Here is a 21,056-nt window from a genome sequence, read left to right as displayed (position 1 = left end):
TCGTCAAAATCCGGGAGCCGATCATGAAACCGCTAGAGATTGCTGTCATGGGAGCCGGCCTGATCGGCAGACGCCATGCCGAACGCGTGATGTCCGAGCCCGGAACCGTTCTTTCCGCCGTTATCGATCCTTCCGCCGCCGGTCGTGATTTTGCCCAGGGGGCCGGCATCCGCTGGTACGCGAACTTCCAGGACATAAGTATCGAAGACAGACCTGACGGCGTCATCGTGGCGACGCCGAACCAGCTTCACGTCGAGAACGGAATGGAGCTTGTCGCAGCCGGCATTCCCGTTCTCTTGGAGAAACCGATCGCCGACGACGTCGATGCTGCAGCAAGGCTCGTTGCCGCCGGCGAGAGGGCAGGGGTACCGATCCTCGTCGGCCATCACCGGCGCCACAATCCGATGATCCAGGCGGCCAAACAGATCGTCGACGGCGGGAGGCTTGGCCAGATCGTCACCGTCCACGGCACGTTCTGGGTCGCCAAACCCGACGATTATTTCGACATCGCCTGGCGGCGTGAAGCGGGCGCCGGCCCGACCTTCGTCAACCTGATCCACGATATCGACCTCTTCCGCTTTCTCTTCGGTGACGTCGATGCCGTGCAGGCAATGGAATCGCACGCCGTGCGGCACCACGCTGTCGAGGATAGCGCCGTCGTCTCGTTGCGGTTCGCAAGCGGTGTTCTCGCCACGCTCAACGGCAGCGATGCCGTCGCCGCGCCCTGGAGCTGGGAGGCTACCACCGGTGAAAATCCGGCTTTTCCCCGTTATGATCAGTTCTGCTACCAGATCGGCGGCACGAAGGGATCGCTCGGAATTCCCGACCTGACGCTTTGGACGAGCACGTCGAAGCCCAATTGGCTTGAGCCGCTTGCCGAGGAGCGGGTGCCTTACGCTGCAGCCGATCCACTTTGTGTTCAGCTCAGGCATTTTTGCGATGTCGTTCGTGGCGATGCATCGCCTCTCGTCAGCGGCCGGGAGGGGCTCGCGACCCTCAGGGTCGTCGAAGCGATCAAGAGGTCGGCGCGCTCGGGGCAGATGATCCGCCTTTCTGACGTCAGCGCCTTTCCCGATCCCCAGAAAGTCTAGCCCTATGATCACCGGGACGACCAAACTGATCGCGCATCTCGGTTATCCCACCGAGTCCTTCAAGGCGCCTCTGATCTACAATCCCTATTTCGAAAAGACCGGGATTGACGCGGTCGTCGTGCCGATGGGCTGCAGGCCGGAGGACTATCCGGCGTTCTTCAAGCTTGTCTTCCGGCTCTCCAATATCCACGGCGCGCTGATTACCATGCCGCACAAGATTTCGACGATGGCACTGCTCGACGAAACATCGACCAATGCCAAAGTCGCGGGCTCGTGCAATGCGGTGCGTCTCGGTTCGGACGGCAGGCTGATCGGCGACATGTTCGACGGCGAGGGCTTCGTCCGCGGCGTTTTGCGCAAGGGCAAAAAAGTCGAGGGCGCACATGCGCTCGTCGTCGGCGCCGGCGGCGTCGGCTCGGCGATCGCCGCGTCGCTGGCAAAGGCCGGTGTGGCCCATCTGGCAATCTTCGACGCCAATGCGACGACTGCGACCGCGCTGCTCGACCGGTTGCAGACATATTATCCGCAGCTGCAGCTCACGATCGGCTCTCTCGATCCGGCAGGATTCGACATCGTCGTCAATGCGACCCCTCTTGGAATGCGACGGGGCGATCCTCTGCCCATCGATGTCGAGCGCATCTCGCCATCGACCTTCGTCGGCGAAGTTGTGATGAGCAAGGAGATCACCCCCTTTCTCGAGGCAGCTCGGGCTCGGGGCTGCGCCTTTCAAGTCGGCACGGATATGCTGTTTGAACAAATCCCGGCCTATCTCGAATTCTTCGAATTCCCGACAACGACGGCCGACAATTTGCGGGCGATAGCCAAGCTCGGTTGATCACTGAACCGGAATTGTTCAAGATCGCGCGAATATCGATGCCGCGGCGCGCTCGCGGAGGCAATGATGAAGACAAAGCGGAAGTTCAAAAGCGATGTTTTCGAAGCGATCCACAATTCGGTCGAAGCCATGCATCTTGCCGGCACAGCCGACAAAGAAACGATGCACTCCTTCGATGAAACTTGCCTCGTTTCGCCTCACGTAAAGCCGCAAGGGGCGGATCTGAAAGATCGCGATGCGCTTTAGGCCGTTCCAAGCCGCTTGATATTCCCCACCAGTTCACCCGCCCACCGCAGCGAGGTGGCAGTTGCAATCGTCATCTGCGGCAACAAGAGCCATTCGAGCGTCCAGGCGGCACCGGAGCGTTCCTGTTCATGGACGAGGGATTGGTGGATGCCCGAGAGCGCCGTGGCGTTGAAGCGGGCAAGCGAGACCAGGACTTCGGCTGCAACCGGGTTCTGCTTATGGGCCATGGCCGACGAGGTGCCACCGCCTGCGATTTCGATCTCAGGGCCTGCCTGAGCGAGCAGGGCGATATCCTGGCCGAACTTGCCGAGGCTTCCCGAAATCAAAGAGAACAGGCCGGTGATATCGGCGATCGGCAGACGCTGGCTTTGCCATTGCGGTGCATCCGTCAGGCCGAGTTCCTGGGCGAGCGAGGCGCGGATTACGGAACCTTGCGCCCTGAGTTTATCGAGCGTACCGGCGGCTCCACCGAACTGGATGGGAAAATTTTGCTCGGTCAGGCGGTCGCGATAGGTGATCAGCGGTGCACGCCAGGCGACGAGACGGTCGGAGACAGTGATCGAGACCGCAGCCTGCATGCGGGTGTACCCCATCAGCCGGTTGCCGCTGAACTGGCGTTCGAGTCCATCGAGCCCTGCGACAATGGCGGAAAGCCGCCCGGCAAACAGGAAGGTGATCGCCTTCAGCCGGATCATCAGGCTGGTGTCGATCACATCCTGGCTGGTGGCGCCGAGATGCAGGCTCTTGGCCGCTTCCTCGCCGACAGCGGTGCGCAGCTGCTTGATGAGCCCGGGAACGACGACGCCATCCCTTGCAGTTGCCGATCGCAGACTGGGGAGATCAGGAGAAAAGCTGGTACAGGCTGCGGCGATCGCCCTTGCCGCTTCAGTGGGGATGAGGCCATGGGCGGCTTCGGCCTTTGCCAGCGCGGCCTCGAAGGAAAGCATGGCGCGAAGATCGGCCTCAACGGAAAAATAGGGCGCGATTTCATCGTCGCCGAGCAGGCCGGAGAGGAAGGGATGGTCGAAGGGCGATGTGGTCATGGGGTGCTCGTTTATGATGGTGGCCCCCTCATCCGGCTGCCGCCACCCCGGGGTCGAGCCATCGGTCTCGACCCGTCCTTCGGACCCCAAGGGGAGAAGGGATTTGGGGCAACGCCGGCGCTGTATGAGCTGGCGATCTCGTATGGCACTATTCCCCTCTCCCCTCGGGGAGAGGGCAGGGTGCGGGGGCTACTTGCGCGGGACTTCCCGAACAAGCAGCCGGCACCCCTCAAATATCCAAAAATACCGTTTCGTCAGCACCCTGCAAACGAATGTCGAAATGGCAGGTCGCGCCGTCGCGGCTGGCGATCATCGTTGCGACGCGCTCGCGATGTTCGATGCGCAGAAGCAGCGGGTCGCTGGCGTTGGCCTCCGTCTCCTCGGGGAAATACATGCGCGTATGCAGGCCGATATTGATGCCGCGGGCGACGATCCAGACGGTGATGTGCGGGGCCTGTCTGCGGCCGTCCTTGAAGGGAACACGGCCGGGCTTGATGGTCTCGAAGCTGTAGACACCGTCCTCGGCGCGGGTCGGGCAGCGGCCCCAGCCGGTGAAATTCGGGTCGGCGGTGCCACGCATTTCCGAGGGGCTGTTGTAGAGGCCGGCGCTGTCCGCCTGCCAGATCTCGACAACGGCATCGCGCACCAGGGCGCCGGCGCCGTCGAAGATGCGGCCGGTGACGGTAATGCGTTCGCCGAGGGTCTTCTCGTTCACCATCTCGGTGCCGAGATCGCTGTCGTAGACGCCTGTGATGTCGCAGAAATTCGGCGTCAGGCCGATATGGACATAGGGGCCCGCCGTCTGCGACGGGGTTTCCTTGAGATAGCCGAGTTGCTGCATGGTCAATTGCCCTCCAGCCTGTTTTCGAACATCGTCGAGCGGCGGCCGCGCAATACGATATCGAATTTATAGGCGCGCGAATCCATCGGAATGGTATTGCCCCAATCGAGCGGCGCGATCAGCTGTTCGATCGCCGCCTTGTCCGGGATGGTGCCGACGATCGGACATTTCCAGATCATCGGGTCGCCCTCGAAATACATCTGGGTGATCAGCCGTTGGGCAAAGCCGTGGCCGAAGATCGAGAAATGGATATGGGCGGGGCGCCAGTCGTTGACGCCGTTCGGCCAGGGATAGGCGCCGGGCCGCACGGTGCGGAAATGATAGCGGCCTTCCTCGTCGGTGATGGCGCGGCCGCAGCCGCCGAAATTCGGGTCGATCGCCGCGAGATAGCTTTCCTTTTTGTGGCGATAACGGCCGCCGGCATTGGCCTGCCAGAATTCGACCAGGGCACCGGCAACCGGTTTTGCGCGCTCGTCAAGCACACGGCCATGGACAATAATGCGCTCGCCGATGGCGCTTTCGCCGGGCTGCGCATAGTTCAGGATGAGGTCATTGTCGAGATCGCCGATCATCGAATGACCGAAGACCGGGCCCGTCGTTTCGGAGATTGTGCCGTCGAGCGACAGCAGCGCGCGCTGTGGTGCGCGCAGCACCGAGGTTTTGTAGCCGGGGGTCAGGGCGGGCGCATGCCAGGCGCGGTCGCGGGCGAAGAAGGCGCCGGTCTCGGGCTTTTGGTTGGGTCGTTCGGACATTTCTCTCCCTCAGGCCGCCTTTTCGGCGTCCATTTGTGCAAAGGCCTGCTTGGCGATCTTGATCGCGTGATTGGCGGCGGGGACGCCGGCATAGATAGCCACATGCAAGAGCGCCTCGCAGACATCCTCGCGAGTGGCGCCGGTATTGACGGTGGCGCGCACATGCATGGCGACCTCGTCGTCCTGGCCGAGTGCTGCCAGCAGCGCGATGGTGACGATCGAGCGCTCGCGCTTGCTCAGCGCCGGGCGCGACCAGACATGGCCCCAGGCGGCTTCGGTAATCAGTTCCTGGAAGGGCCGGTCGAACTCGGTCGCTGCCGCTGCGGCGCGGTCGACATGGGCGTCGCCGAGCACGGCGCGCCGGGTCACCATGCCCTGTCGGTAGCGTTCGGAGGAGGCGGTCTCTTTCATCGGCGGGTTTCTCCGTGTGGAATAGATGCGAGGAATGCGCGGATGATCGCCGTCAGCGCCTCCGGCTGCTCGACACAGGGAATGTGGGCGCAATCGGGGATGACCTCGTAACGGGCGCCCGAGATCAGCTTCGCGGTCGACAGCACCAGATCGGGCGGCGTCGAACCGTCCTGGTCGCCGACGATGCAGATCGTCGGCACAGTGATCCTCTTCGCCGCCTCGGTGAAATCGGCATCGCGGATCGCTTCGCAGGCGGCGATATAACCCTCGACCGGCTGGCGCGTGAGCATGTTGCAATAGCCTGAATAGGCGGTGCTCTCGGGTCGGCGGAAGGCCGGCGTGAACCAGCGCTCCATGATGGCGTCGACGATGCTGCCAATGCCGTTTTGCTCGATCGCCGCGATGCGGGCGTTCCAGCTCTCCGATGTGCCGATCTTATGGGCGGTGTCGCAAAGGATCAAAGCGCGGACGAGATCCGGCCGGCGCTGGTAGAGCGACTGGGCGATCAGGCCGCCGACGGAAAGCCCGCAAATGACGGCATCCTTGACCGACAACAGATCGAGCAGCCCGGCCAGATCGGTCGCATGGTCCTCGATCGAGGAGGGAAGCTGGCCGACATCGGACAGGCCGTGTCCGCGCTTGTCGTAAAGCACGATGGCAAATTCGCCGGCAAGCCGCACCACGACGTCGCGCCAGATGCGGAAATCCGTTCCGAGCGAATTGGTGAAGACGATCACCGGCCGGTCGGCTGGCGCACCGATGACCTGATAATGGATTGTCACGTCGTTGATGCGGGCAAATTGCACGTCCGTTTCCTCCTCACGTCAATTCAGCTGGAGGCCGCCATTGATCTGCGCGGCCCTTTACTCCTCCGCCGTGCTCGGCCACCGCTGTAGCCCCTCGTCCGCCTGCCGCCACCTCTGCCTCGGTCGAAAGGGGATATGCCGCAACGGCTCCCTCAACCTCGACGCCGCGTTTGGCGCTTCCCCTCGCCCCGCGGGGAGAGTCAGGGTGAGGGGGCAGCTACAATGTTCATCCGATGAATCAGGGCAGCATTCCCACCGCGAAATTGAATGGTTGATCCGGTTAAGTAAAATGATATTTTTCGGCTTTTCGATAACCTTGGAGTTATGGGAGCAATGATCGACAGCCGCGTCAAGTTTCGCCATCTGCAAACCTTTGTCGAGGTGGCGCGGCAAAAGAGTGTGATGAAGGCGGCCGAGTTACTGCATGTCAGCCAGCCGGCGGTGACGAAGACGATCCGCGAGCTGGAACAGGCGCTTGGTGTAGCCGTCTTCGAGCGCGACGGCCGCGGCATCAAGATCACCCGTTACGGCGAGGTCTTCCTGCGTCATGCCGGAGCGGCGCTGACGGCGCTACGCCAGGGGCTGGATTCTGTCTCGCAGGAGCAGTTCGCCGACGCGCCGCCGATCCGCATCGGCGCGCTGCCAACGGTGTCGTCGCGCATCATGCCACGGGCGATGGAACTCTTCCTCAAGGAGCGGACCTGGAGCCGGGTGAAAATCGTCACCGGCGAGAACGCCGTGCTGCTGGAGCAGCTGCGTGTCGGCGATCTCGACGTGGTCGTCGGCCGCCTGGCCGGTGCCGAGAAGATGGCGGGCTTTTCCTTCGAGCATCTTTATTCCGAGCAGGTGGTGTTTGCGGTGCGCGCCGGCCATCCACTGCTCGACGGCCGGCAATCGCTGTTTTCAGGCTTCGGCGACTATATGGTGCTGATGCCGACGCGGGGTTCAATTATCCGGCCGGTGGTGGAAAACTTCCTCATCGCCAACGGCGTCTCCAGCCTGCCGAACCAGATCGAGACGGTCTCCGATTCCTTCGGTCGCGCCTTCCTTCGCTCAAGCGACGCGATCTGGATCATTTCCAACGGCGTGGTGGCCGCCGATGTCGCCGACGAACGCCTGGCGCTGCTGCCGGTCGATACCGGCGAGACCCGGGGGCCGGTCGGCTTGACGATGCGTGCCGATGCAGTGCCGTCTGTGCCGCAATCGATCCTGATGCAGACGATCCGCGAGGCGGCAGCGGAGATTTCCTGAGAGCTCGGGGATCTACTCTCCTTGTAAAACGCCCAGATTTGGACTATGTCTAATTCAAGACGGGAGATTTTGATGCAGCATGCACGACGCAGGGAACAACGGGAAAGCCAGGGGCCACAGCGGCTCGAGACCGAACGATTTGCGCCGGCGAACCGCAAAAGGTTGAGCGCACCGGCGTTGCGAACCTTCCTGGCGATCGCCGATCTTTGGGGCTTAAGCGAAGAGCAGCGACTGCTGGTGCTCGGCTATCCCTCCCGGTCGACCTATCACAGTTGGGCCAAGCAGGCGCGCGAGCACGGAGCATTCACCCTGGATGTCGATACGCTGACCCGGATCTCTGCGGTGCTCGGTATCCATCAGGCGCTCGGCGTGCTTTTTTCCGACGAACACGCCGGCGTCGCCTGGCTGCGCATGCCGCATCAGGCGCCGGTTTTCGGCGGGCATCCGCCGCTTGACGTCGCGACCAACGGAACCCAGGACGGGTTGATGACCGTCCGCCGCTTTCTCGATGGCGCCAGAGGCGGTGTCTATATGCAGCCGAATGTGCTCGACGAAGCGTTCACGCCTTACGAAGATACGGACATCGTCTTCCGGTGAACGACCGTTTTACAGAGGCGCCGCGCCCGTCCCACCGGCTGATCCCCTCGCAATTTCCGCCGATCGGTCTCTTCGACACGGTGGCGAGGGCGTCCGATCTCGAAGCGGTGATGGAACTCGTCGGCTGGACCAACGACCGTCTTGTCGCCGACCGCATCCGGCGGCTTCCCGAGCATGAATGGGTTTTCGGCGTGCCGAACGCCAGCATCGTCATGGCGGCTTTCCTGCATGTCGCCCCCGGCGGCATGCGCTTCAACGGTCCCGATCTCGGCGCCTGGTATGGCGCCGACAATCTGAAGACCGCCGCCGCCGAGGTCGGGCATCACCTCCGGCGCGAGGTCTTGGCCCGCGGGGTGGCGACGATGGCGCGAACCTACCGAAGCTATTCGGCTACGCTGATGGGCGATTATCTCGATATTCGCGGCGAGCAGAGGCTGCGGCCCGATGTCTATGACGGTACCAGCTATACGGCCTCGCAGGTGCTGGGCGAACAGGTTCGTTCGAGCGGCGGCGCCGGCATCCTCTATGACAGTGTGCGGTTGAGAGGCGGGGTCAACATCGCCGCGCACCGGCCGAAGAACATTCGCGACGTGGTCCAGGCCGACCACTTCGAAATCTCCGTTTTCGCCGCCGACCGGCGCATCGATGTCAGGAAGCTTGCCGCCTAGATGGCGAGCCGCTCGGCCCACGCCTTTGCCGTCTTCGCCATCGTGGCGAGGTGATCGGCAGCGGAGAAGCCGGAGATTTTCTTGCGCGGCTTTAGGTCGTGATCGCCGTCTTCGAGCCAGAGGATCTCGATCTTGTCGGAGAGATTGTAGCCCGGAACCTCGTCCCGCGTGCCGAATTCATCGCGTGTTCCCTGGCAGATCAGCGCGGGCGTCGCGAGGCCCTTGAGGTGAGCGGTGCGCAGCTTTTCCGGCTGGCCGGGCGGATGGAAGGGATAGCCGAGGCAGAGGAGGCCGGCGATCTTCCCCTGACGATGGAGATCGTCGGCGATCATGCTGGCAACCCGGCCGCCCATCGACTTGCCGCCGAGGATCAGAGGCCCGCTCGCGTCAAGTTCGGCAATGGCCGCCTCATATTCTGGATTGAGCGTTTCGGCCCGCGGCGGCGGCTTGCGACCTCCGCTGCGGCGAGCGGCCATATAGGCGAATTCGAAACGGGCAACGCGGAAACCGACGGCGGCGAGCGCCTCTGCCGCTGAGGTCATCGAGGCCGAATCCATCGGCGCGCCGGCGCCATGCGCAAGCAGGATCGTGAAGCGCGCATTCTCGGGCCCCTGGAGCAGAAATCTCTCAGACATCGTCGATCCTCCATCCCGTCATCGGAACCATGTCGGCATCCGTGACTTTTTCCTCGAAAGGAGACGGACAATGTCGACGAATGACGAAAACGTAAAGCCCGAACAGCGCCGCCCCAAGGATGTCGGAACCGTTCCGGAAAAACCGGAGCCCGCTGACGAAGAATCCATGGCGACACCGGTCGTGCAGCCGGGCGGCGTCAAGGACAAGAGTGAGCGGCCGGTGGTCAATCCGGTGACTGGCGTCGCCTTCTAGCGGCTGACCGGAACTATCCTGCAGAACGGCCCTTGAAACCGCGTCGCAAAAGGTACATATACCGGCCCTGCCTGAAAAACGGATGCGCGCGGTATCGACGCCGTCGAACTGTTCGCTGTCCGACAGGATAAGGGCGCTCCCCGCAAGGGTCGAGCGCCCTTTTTGTTTTCCGGACATCGCCTCAGATCAAGGCGTTGGTCTTGTGGTAACGGCGATCGCGAGGAACTCCCACCATGATCTATAAGCACTTCGGATTCCCGCACTTGGCTGCGGCGTTGAAATTATTGCATATTTTATGTGAATCGGCCTGAAAAGGCGGCGAATTTCGGAATCCCGAAGCGGAGGAATATCGGGATTCCTATATGTGGGATTCTTACTGCCGCCGCATTTTTCGCGCCGCCGCCGTGCTTGGCAAAGAATGGCATCCAGTTCCAGTGAGAGCGTCTATCGCATCTCCCGCGTGCTCACCGTCAGAAAATCGATGAAAGTGCGGACCTTGGCCGAGAGATATTTGCGGCTCGGATAGACTGCGTAAAGTGTGCTGTTGAAGCCGAGCATAATTGCCGGAAGCACAATCTCCAGCCGACCCGCTTCGATATCCTGGTCCGCCATCCATTTCGGCAGGAAGGCGAGGCCCATACCCCGCAGCGCCGCCAAGTGCATGATTGTCTCGTTGTCGCTCAGCATCACGGTGCGGAATGTGATCTTGTGCGGTCCGTCCGGACCGTCCAGCGATATGCTTTCCCCGAAGTTGACGGCAGAGTAGCGAAGCAGAGCGTGGCCGTTGAGATCGGCGACATTCTCGGGGCGCCCCGTTCGCCTCAGGTAATCCGGCGAGGCCATGAGGCGGAACTGCACATTCGTCAGCGGGCGGGCGACGAGGCCCGGATCGAGCCGGTCGTGCGCGGTTGCCCGCAGAGCAAGGTCGAAACCTTCGTCAACCAGATTGACCAGCCGGCCGCTGAGGTCCACGTCCAGGCAGACGTCGGGATAGCGCCGATTATACTCTGCCAGCATGTCGGCAAAATAGCTGGTTGCCGCCCAAACCGGCGCGCTCAATTTCAGGGTCCCACGAGGCGCCACCGTTACATTGCCGATGGCGTCTTCCACCTCGTCCAGCCGTTCGAGCATCTCCTTGGTCTGGTTGAAATAAAGCCGCCCGGTTTCCGTCAGGCTGACGTGGCGGCTGGTTCGGTTGAGCAGCCGCGTGCCCAGCCGGTTCTCGAGCTGCATCACATGCTTGCTCGCCATCGCTGGTGAGATGCCAAGGCGATCGGCGGCAGCGGTGAAGCTTTTCAATTCGGCGACGGTGCAAAACACCCGCAGGCTGGTCAACGTGTCCATCGATCATCAACATCCAGGAAATGGTTCTTCAATATCGGCTACATTGATCAATGCTCGAGAAAAAATCAAAGTCTTCCGCAACAGGATCCTCGAAAGCCCCGCCGACACGCGCGGCTATGTTGTGAAGGACACACCCGGTGACAGTTTCTCGACTTCCAACCTATTTCGTCAGCCACGGCGGCGGCCCCTGGCCCTACATGACGGGCGAATTCCGCCGCAACTTCGATGTGCTCGAAAGGTCGCTGGTCGACATGCGCGCCGAACTCGGTGGCACGCCGAAGGCGATCCTAATGGTCTCGGGTCACTGGGAAGAAAAAGGTTTTGCCATCTCGTCGGGCGTCAAGCCGGGCATGGTCTACGATTATCACGGCTTTCCGGAACACCTCTATCACATCACCTATGATGCCCCCGGTTCGCCAGAGCTCGCAAACCGCGTGCAGCAGCTGCTACGCGTCAGCGGCATCGAAGCGGCGCTCGATCCGACGCGCGGTTACGATCACGGCACTTTCAGCATCATGAAGCCGCTCTATCCCGAAGAGAACATCCCTGTCGTGCAGCTTTCGATGGATATGGGTTACGATCCGGCGCTGCATTTAAGGGTCGGCCGGGCGCTCGCACCCCTGCGTGACGAAGGCGTCCTGATCATCGGCAGCGGCCTCAGCTATCACAATCTGTCGGCCATGCGCGGCACGGGCGGATACGAGCCGTCTCGCCGGTTCGACGCCTGGCTTCAGGAAACCCTGGTGCACGCGCCATCCAACGAGCGCACCGAGCGGCTGATTGCGTGGGAGCAGGCGCCGGCCGCCCGGGCGGCGCATCCGCGCGAAGACCACCTCATCCCGCTGTTGGTGGTGGTCGGCGCTGCCGAGAACGAACCGGGTGTGACCACCTATCATCAGAAAGACTTCGCGGGCGGGCTCACCGCATCGAGCTTCCGTTTCGGTCACGCCCCCTCAGCCATGCCGTCGAACGGCGACCCGCAATGACCAGCGGAAACTCCGGGCCGATTTCGCAGGGCGATAAGGCTGGAAAGAAACCAGGAACTCAAGAAGGCGGCCCCCGCCGCCTGATCTCTCTCATCAACCTCTGGAGAATCTCGATGACCGATACCGGTAAATGGAGGCCATATGTCCTCGCCCTTCTGCGCATCATGGCGGCCCTTCTCTTCCTCGAACACGCGACCATGAAGTTTCTGCAGTTTCCGGGCCCGATTCAAGGCGTACCCTATCCGCTGCCCGCCATCATGCTGGTGGCCGGGGCAATCGAGGTGATCACCTCGGCTCTGATGCTCGTCGGATTTCAAACGCGCATCGCAGCATTCATCGCTTCCGGCGAAATGGCCGCCGCCTACTTCATGGGCCATATGCCCTATGGCTTCTGGCCCGCGCTGAACATGGGTGAAGGCGCGATCCTGTTCTGCTTCATCTTCCTCTACATCGCCTTTGCCGGCGGCGGAGCCTGGACGCTCGACAATGCTCGTCGGCCCTCCACGGCCTGAGGCGGCGCCAGCCGGAAACCGGCCTATGCCTGGCTGCCGAGCGGCAGCCGGCAGCAGCACAAATAAGACGATCAATTCTGGAGACGCGCAATGAAAGCCGCACTTCTCAAATCCTACGGCGATGTCGATCAGTTCGAAATCGGTGATATTCCGGCGCCGAAACCCGGACCGGGCGAAGTCCTCATCAAGATCAAGACATCCGCCGTCAATCCTTTCGATCTGATCCTGCGCCAGGGCTTCATGGCCAAACTCATCCCGCTGCCGCTGCCGGCAATTCTCGGAGGTGACGCCGCCGGTACCATTTCAGGCCTCGGCGAAGGCGTGAGCGGTTTTGCGGTCGGTGACCGTGTCGTCGCCGATTTTGCCGCAAACGGCAAAGGCGCACATGCCGAATACGGTGTCGTTCCCTTCACATCCATCGCAAAGCTGCCCGCCGCATTGAGCTTCGAGCAGGGCGCCTCACTGGTCAAGGCAGGCCTTACCGGCCGGCAGACCGTCGAAGCGCTCGGCGTCAAGGCCGGCGACCGGGTTCTCGTTTCCGGCGGCCTCGGCACGGTCGGGCGGTCAGCCATCCAATATCTCAAGCAGATCGGCGCAAAGCCGGTGGCCGGGGTCCGGCCCGAGCGGTTGAGCGAGGGCCTGGAACAGGCGGGCGAAGCGCTCGATATCACCGTTGCCGCCGCAAGCCCGAGCTTCGACTATGCGATCAGTACGGCCGGCCCCGTGGCCGGCAACCTCATCGGCAATGTTCGCGACGGCGGCACGGTTGCGAGCATTGTCCCGGTGCCCGAAGGCGCCAATGCCGGAAACCGGGTTACCATCCGTGAACTCTACCACCGCACCGACGCGGCCATGCTCGACGCTATTCTGGCGTCTGCCGCCAGCGGTGAGCTGGTGATCCCGATTTCCCACACCTTTACTCTGGACCAGATCGGCCTCGCCCAAAGCGCGGTTGCCGCAGGGGCTCCCGGGAAGGTGGTTCTCCAACACTGAAAGACAGACACGCAGCTCCACGCCACGTGAACCGTCATCGACCGGCATGACGCTCTTCATGCCGGTCTCTCGGCCGCTGATGCAATTGTTCTGTTCTGGAGCTCCTCGAGAGTCCATTTTTTCGCGCCGGTACTGTCGATTTTCGTATACGCCGATCGTCATGCTAACGTGTGCCGCAATTCCCGCTGTGGCTTCAGCACGTTCTTGGCGCGTCTAGGACGCGCGGCAACAGAAGGAGGATATGTCATGGATCATCAGCATCTGGTTCCCGCAGCCGTGCTCGCGGCAAAGAACGGCGTCCGCTTCCCCAATGAGAGCGAGGAATATCGCATCGCTCGGGATGCGCTCCTTGCCGAAGAGATCGAATTGCGCCGGCACATCGAGCGCGTGGCGAAACAGCGCCGGGCGCTGCCGCCGGGCGGCGAAGTGAAAAAGGATTACCGTTTCGAAGGTGTTGACGGGCCGATAAGCTTCAGCGAGCTCTTCGCCGACAAGGACACGCTGGTCGTTTACAGCTATATGTTCGGCCCGGAGCGGGAGCGCCCGTGCCCGATGTGCACCTCGCTGCTGTCGGCCTGGGACGGCGAGGTGCCTGATATGCAGCAGCGCGTCGCCCTTGCCGTCGTCGCGCTTTCGCCGATCGGCCGGCTGCTTGCCTTCAAGAAGGAGCGCGGCTGGCATCACCTGCCGCTCTATTCCGACCCGACGGGCGACTACAGCCGCGACTATCACGCCATCGGCACGGGCGGCGGGGATGATGCCGCCTACAACGTCTTCACGCGCCGCGACGGCACCATTCGCCATTTCTGGAGCCAGGAAATGGGCGGGGTGACGGCCGATCCCGGCGAGGACCCGCGCGGCGCGCCCGATCTGATGCCACTCTGGACCGTGCTCGATTGCACACCTGAAGGCCGGGCGCCCGACTGGTATCCGAAGCTGTCCTATTAAGACTAAAGCCGGCCGCTTGGTCAGCCGGTGGAGCGGCTTCTGGAGGTCTCGACCCATTCGAGGTTGGCGACCGAGGCCTCCGGCAGCGGCGTCGCATCGATGTCGTAGACATAGCCGCTCAGCATGTCGGCGGCGCGTTCCGTCGCCTTGATCTTCGCCTCGGTTTCCGCGACCGCCTTGGAGATCGCTTCGATGCGGGCGCGGAACATGTGGGCGAGTACATCGCGGCCGGACTGTTTTTCGAGCCGCTCCAGATGCAGCGCGACGCGCGAGGCGTGGCGCTGCAGCTCGCTCTTGCTGAATCGCGCTTTGCGCAGTTCCTCAGAAAGGCTGTCCTGCATGACGGCGACCGGATCGAAACTTCCGGGCTCGCGCTCGTCGAGCACCGCGTCGGTGACCAGTTTCTCGATCATCACAAGCGCCTGCAGCTCGGCGGCATCGGCGAACTCGACGTCATAGCCGGTGTCGTCGTAAACCTTGCGCCGGACCGGGTCGAGAAGCAGCGCATAGGCCTTCTGCAGGATGTCGAAAGCTTCGGTATCGCCGCCCGAATCGGGATGAGCGACCTTTGCCAGGCGCCGATAGGCGGCCTTCAGCTTTGCCTCATCCGCATCGCGTTCAACGCCGAGAATATCGTAGGGATCCGTCACGCCTGCTCCATTGCTACCCGGCACGCCCGGACAGTCTAGGTCTTCTTCTGCATCAGAAAGGCGAAGTTTAGACCGAAAGCAGGAATGACGTCCATGGCCCGAAATTGAAATGGTCCGCGCGAACGCCCGGACCATTATTCGATTGCCCAATTTTTTCAGGCTGTTGCGCCAAGATTAGTCGGTCGTGATCGACGCAAGATAACAGGTTGCCTCGCCATCGATTTTGAGTTCCGATCCGGCCGCATCCGTCATCAGCAGCGCATCGCCGGCCGCAAGCGTGCCGGTCTCATTGCTTTGCCGGAACCACAGGGCGCCGCGGTGGCAGAGCAACAGGCATGTCGACGACGTCAGCGGCACGGTCTTGCCTCCATTGACGTTGATGCGGATCAGCGTGTGGCCAAATCCCTCGCGGCGGGTCATGACGTTGAGATCGGTGATCGCGCCGTCCCGCAGCCTGGCGGCGACCGGGATGTCCGCCGGGAAGGCCAAAGGATCGCTTGCCGTCGTCAGCAGAACCGGCGCGCTGCCGTCGATGTCGAGCGTCATGCCGTTGCCGTCAAGGATAGCCAGCGTGCGGTCGATGCCCGGGAAGATCGAAAACGGCCCATCGGTTGCGACGGTCGCCATGCTGACGCGCCAGTCGAAACCGGCAAGCCCGGCGTCTTCGGGCGAAACGGCGATCTCCACCGTTTCGCCGCCGCCGTTTTTCCAAGGCATGCGTTTGTAATCGCCGGCGCGCAGGATCCTCACGAGGCTCAGTTCCCGAGAATGCCGGGCAGGCGCAAGCCCTTTTCCCTGGCGCAGTCGAGGGCGATCTCATAGCCCGCATCGGCGTGGCGCATGACGCCGGTCGCCGGATCGTTCCACAGCACCCGCTCGAGACGCCTTGCCGCATCATCGGTGCCATCCGCGCAAATGACCATGCCCGAATGTTGCGAAAAGCCCATGCCGACCCCGCCCCCGTGATGCAGCGATACCCAGGTGGCGCCCGACGCCGTGTTGAGCAGGGCGTTCAGGAGCGGCCAGTCGGAGACGGCGTCAGAGCCATCCTTCATTGCCTCCGTCTCGCGGTTCGGCGAGGCGACGGAGCCCGAATCGAGGTGGTCGCGGCCGATGACGATCGGGGCGGAGAGTTCGCCTGATCTCACCATCTCGTTGAAGGCGAGGCCGAGCTTGTGGCGGTCGCCGAGGCCCACCCAGCAGATGCGAGCCGGCAGGCCCTGGAAGGCGATGCGCTCCCTGGCCATATCGAGCCAGTTGTGCAGATGCGTGTTGTCGGGGAGCAACTCCTTCACCTTGGCATCGGTCTTGTAGATATCTTCCGGATTGCCGGACAGCGCCGCCCAGCGGAAGGGGCCGATGCCACGGCAGAAAAGCGGTCTTATATAGGCAGGCACGAAGCCGGGGAAGGCAAAGGCGTTTTCGAGGCCTTCGTCCTTGGCGACCTGGCGGATATTGTTGCCGTAGTCGAGCGTCGGAACACCGGCGTCCCAGAAGGCGATCATTGCTTCGACATGCTCGCGCATCGAGGCGCGTGCCGCCTTTTCCACAGCCTTCGGATCGCTTTCGCGCTTGGCCTTCCACTCGCCCATGGTCCAGCCCTTCGGCAGGTAGCCGTTGATCGGGTCGTGCGCCGAGGTCTGGTCGGTGACCATATCCGGGCGGATGCCGCGGCGGACCATTTCCGGCAGGATCTCGGCGGCATTGCCGAGCAGGCCGACGGACTTGGCTTCGCCTGCCTTCGTCCAGCGATCGATCATTTCAAGCGCCTCGTCGAGCGTCTCGGCCTTGGCGTCGAGATAGCGGGTGCGCAGCCGGAAATCGATCGAATCGGGATTGCATTCGACGGCGAGGCAGCAGGCACCGGCCATGACGGCGGCGAGCGGCTGGGCGCCGCCCATGCCGCCGAGGCCGCCGGTCAGGATCCATTTGCCCTTGAGATTGCCGTCATAATGCTGACGGCCGGCCTCGACAAACGTCTCGTAAGTGCCCTGGACGATGCCCTGCGTGCCGATATAGATCCACGAGCCGGCCGTCATCTGGCCGTACATGGCAAGGCCCTTCTTATCCAGCTCGTTGAAATGATCCCAGGTCGCCCAATGCGGCACCAGATTGGAATTGGCGATCAGCACTCGCGGCGCGTCCTTGTGGGTGCGGAAGACGCCGACCGGCTTGCCGGATTGAACGACCAGCGTTTCTTCTTCCGTCAGCGTCTTCAGCGTCGCGACGATGCGGTCGAAATCCTCCCAGGTACGGGTGGCGCGGCCGATGCCGCCATAAACGACGAGCTCGTTCGGATTTTCGGCGACGTCGGGATCGAGATTGTTCATCAGCATGCGCAGCGGCGCTTCGGTCATCCAGCTCTTGGCATTGAGATCGTTGCCGCGGGGTGCGCGGATTTCGCGGATGTTGTGACGTGGATTGTTCATGGCGATTCCCCTGTCAAATGATCGTTATCGTTTCAGGTCGGGTGCGATCTGTTCGATGCGCACCAGAATGTCTTTGAGATGGACGCGAAGCTTGTCGGCCTTAGCCGCGTCGTAGGCGAAGGGTGTTGTCTCGGTTTGGAGATGGGTCGATTGCGCGAGCTCCATCTGGATCGCGTGCACGCCGGTCTCCGGTCGGCCATAATGGCGTGTCGTCCAACCGCCCTTGAAGCGACCGTTGAGGATGCTGTCGTAACCTTCGGCGGATTCGACGACGGTGAGCGTCGCCTGCGCGATGGCGCTGTCGCAGGTCTTGCCCATATCGGTGCCGATATTGAAGTCCGGCAGCTTGCCCTCGAACAGGAAGGGAATGTGGGAGCGGATCGAGTGGCAATCATAGAGGATCGCCACGCCATGGATGGCTCTGACGCGCTCGATCTCGGCGGCAAGTGCCGCATGATAGGGCGCATGAAAATCCCGCAGCCGCGCCGCGATATCGCCTTGATCAGGCGCCTGCCCATCCTTCCAGATCGGCTTGCCGTCGAAGTCCGTTTCCGGAACCAGGCCGGTGGTGTTCTGGCCGGGATAGAGGCTGACGCCCTGGGGATCGCGGTTGGCGTCGATCACGTAGCGATGGAAGGTGGCGCGCACGGTCGTGACGCTATCGAGCAGGCCGTCGTAGAGCTGGTGGATGTGCCAGTCGGTATCGGCAAGCAACCTGCCATTGTCGTTGAGCCGGTCGGCGATCTCAGCCGGCACGTCGGTTCCTGTATGGGGGAAGCCGAGGATGACGGGTGAGGTGCCCTGGCGGATTTCGTAGGGTGCGGTCATGGGCAAAGCACTCCGATAGTGCAGGGGGGTGCCAAATACAGAGACATCACGATCAACCCTCCAGAACCGGTAGGATGCCATTCGAAACCGAGGCGTTGAGCGCGCCCGTCGCCACCAGTTCGGCGGCGGCGGCGAGGTCATTTGCCATGTAGCGGTCGGTCTCGAGGCTCGGAATTTTCTCGCGGATCATTTCGATCGCCCTGGTCAGCTCCGGGCTGGTCGAAAGCGGCGCGCGCAGCTCGACGCCTTGGGCCGCGGTCAGCGCCTCGATGCCGATGATGCCGAACAGGTTCTCGCTCATCTGCAACAGGCGGCGGGCGCCGTGGCAGGCCATGGAGACATGGTCTTCCTGGTTGGCCGAGGTCGGGGTCGAATCGACCGAGGCCGGATGCGACATCTGCTTGTTCTCCGACATCAGCGCTGCCGAGGTGACCTCGGCGATCATCAGGCCGGAATTCAAGCCCGGCTTCTTGGCGAGGAAGGCCGGCAGGCCGTAGGACAGCGTCGGATCGACCAGCAGCGCGATGCGGCGCTGCGAAATCGCGCCGATCTCGCAGATGGCAAGCGCGATCTGGTCGGCGGCGAAGGCGACCGGCTCTGCGTGGAAGTTGCCGCCGGATACGACCGAATTATCCGACAGCACCAGCGGATTGTCGGTGACCGCATTGGCTTCAATTTCGAGGGTGCGGGCGACCGAGCGCAGCAGATCCAGGCATGCGCCGTCGACCTGCGGCTGGCAGCGGATGCAATAGGGATCCTGGACGCGCTCGTCGCCTTCGATATGGCTCTGGCGGATGACCGATTGTTCGAGCAGGGCGCGAAGGGCGGATGCCGTATCGATCTGGCCCTTATGGCCGCGCAGCGTATGAATATCCGGATGGAAGGGCGCCGAAGAGCCCATGGCCGCATCCGTCGACATGGCGCCGGTGATCAGGGCGGACTGTGCGGCGCGGTGGGCTCGGAAGAGGCCGGCAAGTGCGAGCGCCGTCGAAGTCTGGGTGCCGTTGATCAGCGCCAGGCCTTCCTTGGCGGCGAGCACGACCGGCTTCAGACCGGCCCTTTCGAGGGCCTCGGCGCCCGGCAGGCGTTCCCCGGCGAAGAAAGCTTCGGCCTCGCCCATCATTACCGCCGCCATATGGGCGAGCGGCGCAAGATCGCCGGAAGCGCCGACCGAGCCCTTTTCCGGGATCAGCGGGATGACGCCCTTTTCCAGCATGCCCTCGATCAGCCGCACGAGCTCCAGCCGCACGCCGGAAGCGCCGCGCCCGAGCGAGACCAGCTTCAGTGCCATGATCAGCCGCACGACATTTTCGGGCAGCGGCGCGCCGATGCCGCAGCAATGCGACAGGATGAGATTGCGCTGCAGCGTGGCGACATCGGCACTGTCGATCTTGATCGACGCGAGTTTGCCGAAGCCGGTATTGATGCCGTAAACCGGCGCGTTGCCGGCGGCGATCTCGGCGATGCGGGCGGCGGCCTTGGCGATACCGACATCGAAGGCGGGATCGAGCCTGGCCGGCTCGCCGGTCCAATAGATGATTTCCAGATCCTTGAGCGAGACGGAGCCCGGATGAAGCGTGATGGTCATCGACCGTTCCTTTCGCCCCTGAAGACGCGTGCATGAAGTGGGTTGAAGCCGATGCGGTAGACGAGCTCGGCAAGTCTTTCGATATTCCAGATAGCAAGATCGGCCGACTTGCCGAGTTCAAGCGTTCCGGTCTCGCCGATGAGGCCAAGCGCGCGGGCGCCTTCGCGAGTGGCGCCGGCAATGCATTCCTCGACGGTGAGGCCGAAAAGCGTCGCCGACATATTCATCGTCAGCAGCATCGAGGTGAGCGGCGAGGTGCCCGGATTGCAATCGGTGGCGATGGCGATCGGCACGCCCGCCTGGCGCAACACTTCCACCGGCGGCTTCTGCTTCTCGTGGATGGCGTAAAAGGCGCCGGGCAGCAGCACGGCGACGGTGCCGGACGCAGCCATCGCGGCAACGCCTTCCGCGTCGAGATATTCGAGATGGTCAGCTGAAAGCGCACCGTAGGAGGCGGCAAGCTTGGCGCCTCCAAGATTGGAGAGTTGTTCGGCATGCAGCTTGACCGGCAGGCCGAGCGCCTTCGCCTTGTCGAAGACGCGGGCGATCTCAGTGGTCGAAAAGGCAATGCCCTCGCAAAAACCGTCGACAGCGTCGGCAAGGCCGAGATTATACATGTCGTCGAGGCCGGGCAGCACGACATCGTCGAGATAGTCGCCGTTGCGGCCCTTGTATTCCACAGGCGTCGCATGTGCGCCGAGATAGCTGGTGGCGACGCGGACCGGTCTCACATGGCCGAGCAGGCGGGCGCTCTGCAGCATCTTCACTTCGCCTGATCTGTTCAGCGCATAGCCGGACTTGATTTCGATCGTCGTCACGCCTTCGGCCAGCAACGTATCCAGCCGCGGCAGAGCCTCGCTGACAAGGTCTTCGACCGACATCGCATTGGTGGCCTTCACCGAGGAGACGATCCCGCCGCCGGCGCGCGCAATCTCCTCATAGGTCGCGCCCTGAAGGCGCATTTCGAATTCGCGGGCGCGATTGCCGCCGTGGACGATGTGGGTGTGGCAATCGACGAGACCGGGGGTCACCCAGCGGCCTTCGAGGTCGACGATTTCGGAGTGCTCGATGGCCGACGCCGGCAGGTCGCTTTCGGCGCCGGCAAAGGCGATGCGGCCGTTTTCGACCAGAATTGCGCCCTTTTCGACGATGCCGAGCCCAGCGCTTTCAGGCGCCAGTGTCGCCAGGCGGGCATTGCGCCACAGCACCGGACGGGTGTCGGCAGATGGGGCTTCCTCTGAAAAATTGTTCCCGGTCATCAGCTTTGCGCCTTTCCTTATGCCAAAACATGTATATACATAATCAGCAGGTGACAAGAGAAATTTTGCGCGCTCTTCTGGAAAAGAAAG

At 62.7% G+C, this 21,056-nt stretch carries 24 protein-coding genes; 11 read left to right on the top strand and 13 right to left on the bottom strand.

The window, feature by feature from the left end; all coding sequences use genetic code 11:
• Positions 1 to 23: 23 nt before the first annotated feature.
• The 3 genes from RLEG4DRAFT_RS59655 to RLEG4DRAFT_RS59645 all read left to right on the top strand — a co-directional run bounded on the left by RLEG4DRAFT_RS59655 (position 24) and on the right by RLEG4DRAFT_RS59645 (position 2,172).
• Positions 24 to 1,091, top strand: a complete 1,068-nt coding sequence (locus RLEG4DRAFT_RS59655) for a Gfo/Idh/MocA family protein (protein ID WP_003574384.1) — start codon at positions 24 to 26, stop codon at positions 1,089 to 1,091.
• A gap of 4 nt (positions 1,092 to 1,095) precedes the next feature.
• Entirely contained in the window at positions 1,096 to 1,926 is an 831-nt protein-coding gene (locus RLEG4DRAFT_RS59650) for a shikimate dehydrogenase family protein (protein WP_003574385.1), read from the top strand.
• Between the two features lie 63 nt (positions 1,927 to 1,989).
• The gene (locus tag RLEG4DRAFT_RS59645; RefSeq protein WP_125869607.1) at positions 1,990 to 2,172 is read left to right on the top strand and encodes a hypothetical protein; all 183 of its coding nucleotides are present in this window, start codon (positions 1,990 to 1,992) and stop codon (positions 2,170 to 2,172) included.
• Here RLEG4DRAFT_RS59645 and RLEG4DRAFT_RS59640 read toward each other — a convergent pair.
• The 5 genes from RLEG4DRAFT_RS59640 to pcaD all read right to left on the bottom strand — a co-directional run bounded on the left by RLEG4DRAFT_RS59640 (position 2,169) and on the right by pcaD (position 6,025).
• Positions 2,169 to 3,215, bottom strand: a complete 1,047-nt coding sequence (locus tag RLEG4DRAFT_RS59640; RefSeq protein ID WP_003574387.1) for a 3-carboxy-cis,cis-muconate cycloisomerase — start codon at positions 3,213 to 3,215, stop codon at positions 2,169 to 2,171. The genes RLEG4DRAFT_RS59645 and RLEG4DRAFT_RS59640 overlap by 4 nt on opposite strands.
• A gap of 229 nt (positions 3,216 to 3,444) precedes the next feature.
• On the bottom strand, positions 3,445 to 4,056 hold the full coding sequence (gene pcaG / locus RLEG4DRAFT_RS59635) for a protocatechuate 3,4-dioxygenase subunit alpha (protein WP_003574388.1): 612 nt from the start codon (positions 4,054 to 4,056) through the stop codon (positions 3,445 to 3,447).
• 2 nt (positions 4,057 to 4,058) lie between these two features.
• Positions 4,059 to 4,808, bottom strand: coding sequence for a protocatechuate 3,4-dioxygenase subunit beta (gene pcaH / locus RLEG4DRAFT_RS59630; RefSeq protein ID WP_003574389.1), 750 nt, complete (start codon positions 4,806 to 4,808; stop codon positions 4,059 to 4,061).
• Positions 4,809 to 4,817: 9 nt separating this feature from the next.
• Positions 4,818 to 5,219, bottom strand: coding sequence for a 4-carboxymuconolactone decarboxylase (pcaC, locus tag RLEG4DRAFT_RS59625; protein WP_003574390.1), 402 nt, complete (start codon positions 5,217 to 5,219; stop codon positions 4,818 to 4,820).
• Positions 5,216 to 6,025: a 3-oxoadipate enol-lactonase gene (pcaD, locus tag RLEG4DRAFT_RS59620; RefSeq protein WP_003574391.1), complete on the bottom strand. Its 810-nt coding sequence runs from the start codon at positions 6,023 to 6,025 to the stop codon at positions 5,216 to 5,218. The genes pcaC and pcaD overlap by 4 nt, the downstream gene beginning before the upstream one ends.
• Positions 6,026 to 6,358: 333 nt before the next feature.
• On the opposite strand from pcaD, the gene pcaQ reads away from it, so the two are divergent.
• From pcaQ to RLEG4DRAFT_RS59605, 3 genes are all read left to right on the top strand, one after another.
• Positions 6,359 to 7,276 carry a pca operon transcription factor PcaQ gene (pcaQ, locus tag RLEG4DRAFT_RS59615; protein WP_003574394.1) on the top strand — a complete coding sequence of 306 codons (918 nt, stop codon included), beginning with the start codon at positions 6,359 to 6,361 and terminating at the stop codon, positions 7,274 to 7,276.
• Positions 7,277 to 7,348: 72 nt separating this feature from the next.
• Positions 7,349 to 7,873, top strand: coding sequence for an MbcA/ParS/Xre antitoxin family protein (locus tag RLEG4DRAFT_RS59610; protein WP_003574396.1), 525 nt, complete (start codon positions 7,349 to 7,351; stop codon positions 7,871 to 7,873).
• A complete protein-coding gene (locus tag RLEG4DRAFT_RS59605) occupies positions 7,870 to 8,541 on the top strand; it encodes an RES family NAD+ phosphorylase (protein ID WP_003574398.1) in 672 nt (223 codons plus the stop codon). Before RLEG4DRAFT_RS59610 ends, RLEG4DRAFT_RS59605 begins: the two co-directional genes overlap by 4 nt.
• On the opposite strand, the gene RLEG4DRAFT_RS59600 is transcribed toward RLEG4DRAFT_RS59605, so the two are convergent.
• Complete coding sequence (locus tag RLEG4DRAFT_RS59600; RefSeq protein ID WP_003574399.1) at positions 8,538 to 9,176, bottom strand: alpha/beta hydrolase family protein; 639 nt, start codon at positions 9,174 to 9,176, stop codon at positions 8,538 to 8,540. The genes RLEG4DRAFT_RS59605 and RLEG4DRAFT_RS59600 overlap by 4 nt on opposite strands.
• A 70-nt stretch (positions 9,177 to 9,246) precedes the next feature.
• Between RLEG4DRAFT_RS59600 and RLEG4DRAFT_RS59595 the strand changes: the two genes are divergently transcribed.
• A complete protein-coding gene (locus tag RLEG4DRAFT_RS59595) occupies positions 9,247 to 9,429 on the top strand; it encodes a hypothetical protein (RefSeq protein WP_003574401.1) in 183 nt (60 codons plus the stop codon).
• Between the two features lie 444 nt (positions 9,430 to 9,873).
• On the opposite strand, the gene RLEG4DRAFT_RS59590 is transcribed toward RLEG4DRAFT_RS59595, so the two are convergent.
• A complete protein-coding gene (locus RLEG4DRAFT_RS59590; RefSeq protein WP_003574402.1) occupies positions 9,874 to 10,773 on the bottom strand; it encodes a LysR family transcriptional regulator in 900 nt (299 codons plus the stop codon).
• Positions 10,774 to 10,910: 137 nt separating this feature from the next.
• On the opposite strand from RLEG4DRAFT_RS59590, the gene RLEG4DRAFT_RS59585 reads away from it, so the two are divergent.
• From RLEG4DRAFT_RS59585 to RLEG4DRAFT_RS59570, 4 genes are all read left to right on the top strand, one after another.
• Positions 10,911 to 11,759 (top strand): DODA-type extradiol aromatic ring-opening family dioxygenase, encoded by an 849-nt coding sequence (locus RLEG4DRAFT_RS59585; RefSeq protein ID WP_003574404.1) that lies wholly within the window; start codon positions 10,911 to 10,913, stop codon positions 11,757 to 11,759.
• A 113-nt stretch (positions 11,760 to 11,872) separates the two neighbouring features.
• A complete protein-coding gene (locus RLEG4DRAFT_RS59580) occupies positions 11,873 to 12,271 on the top strand; it encodes a DoxX family protein (protein WP_003574406.1) in 399 nt (132 codons plus the stop codon).
• A 90-nt stretch (positions 12,272 to 12,361) separates the two neighbouring features.
• On the top strand, positions 12,362 to 13,264 hold the full coding sequence (locus tag RLEG4DRAFT_RS59575) for an NADP-dependent oxidoreductase (protein ID WP_003574408.1): 903 nt from the start codon (positions 12,362 to 12,364) through the stop codon (positions 13,262 to 13,264).
• 246 nt (positions 13,265 to 13,510) lie between these two features.
• A complete protein-coding gene (locus tag RLEG4DRAFT_RS59570) occupies positions 13,511 to 14,212 on the top strand; it encodes a DUF899 family protein (protein WP_003574410.1) in 702 nt (233 codons plus the stop codon).
• A 20-nt stretch (positions 14,213 to 14,232) separates the two neighbouring features.
• On the opposite strand, the gene RLEG4DRAFT_RS59565 is transcribed toward RLEG4DRAFT_RS59570, so the two are convergent.
• The 6 genes from RLEG4DRAFT_RS59565 to hutI form a co-directional block, all read right to left on the bottom strand.
• Complete coding sequence (locus tag RLEG4DRAFT_RS59565) at positions 14,233 to 14,862, bottom strand: J domain-containing protein (protein ID WP_003574412.1); 630 nt, start codon at positions 14,860 to 14,862, stop codon at positions 14,233 to 14,235.
• Positions 14,863 to 15,036: 174 nt separating this feature from the next.
• Positions 15,037 to 15,612, bottom strand: coding sequence for a HutD/Ves family protein (locus RLEG4DRAFT_RS59560; RefSeq protein WP_003574414.1), 576 nt, complete (start codon positions 15,610 to 15,612; stop codon positions 15,037 to 15,039).
• Between the two features lie 5 nt (positions 15,613 to 15,617).
• Positions 15,618 to 17,291, bottom strand: coding sequence for a urocanate hydratase (gene hutU, locus RLEG4DRAFT_RS59555; RefSeq protein ID WP_003574416.1), 1,674 nt, complete (start codon positions 17,289 to 17,291; stop codon positions 15,618 to 15,620).
• A 24-nt stretch (positions 17,292 to 17,315) separates the two neighbouring features.
• The gene (hutG, locus tag RLEG4DRAFT_RS59550) at positions 17,316 to 18,119 is read right to left on the bottom strand and encodes an N-formylglutamate deformylase (RefSeq protein ID WP_003574417.1); all 804 of its coding nucleotides are present in this window, start codon (positions 18,117 to 18,119) and stop codon (positions 17,316 to 17,318) included.
• Between the two features lie 52 nt (positions 18,120 to 18,171).
• On the bottom strand, positions 18,172 to 19,707 hold the full coding sequence (gene hutH, locus RLEG4DRAFT_RS59545) for a histidine ammonia-lyase (protein WP_003574419.1): 1,536 nt from the start codon (positions 19,705 to 19,707) through the stop codon (positions 18,172 to 18,174).
• Complete coding sequence (gene hutI, locus RLEG4DRAFT_RS59540) at positions 19,704 to 20,966, bottom strand: imidazolonepropionase (protein WP_003574421.1); 1,263 nt, start codon at positions 20,964 to 20,966, stop codon at positions 19,704 to 19,706. Before hutI ends, hutH begins: the two co-directional genes overlap by 4 nt.
• Between the last annotated feature and the right edge of the window lie 90 nt (positions 20,967 to 21,056).

Source organism: Rhizobium leguminosarum bv. trifolii WSM2297 (assembly GCF_000271845.1).
The sequence above is the reverse complement of the archived record's forward strand: the minus strand, read 5'-3'. Positions and strand labels throughout refer to the sequence as shown.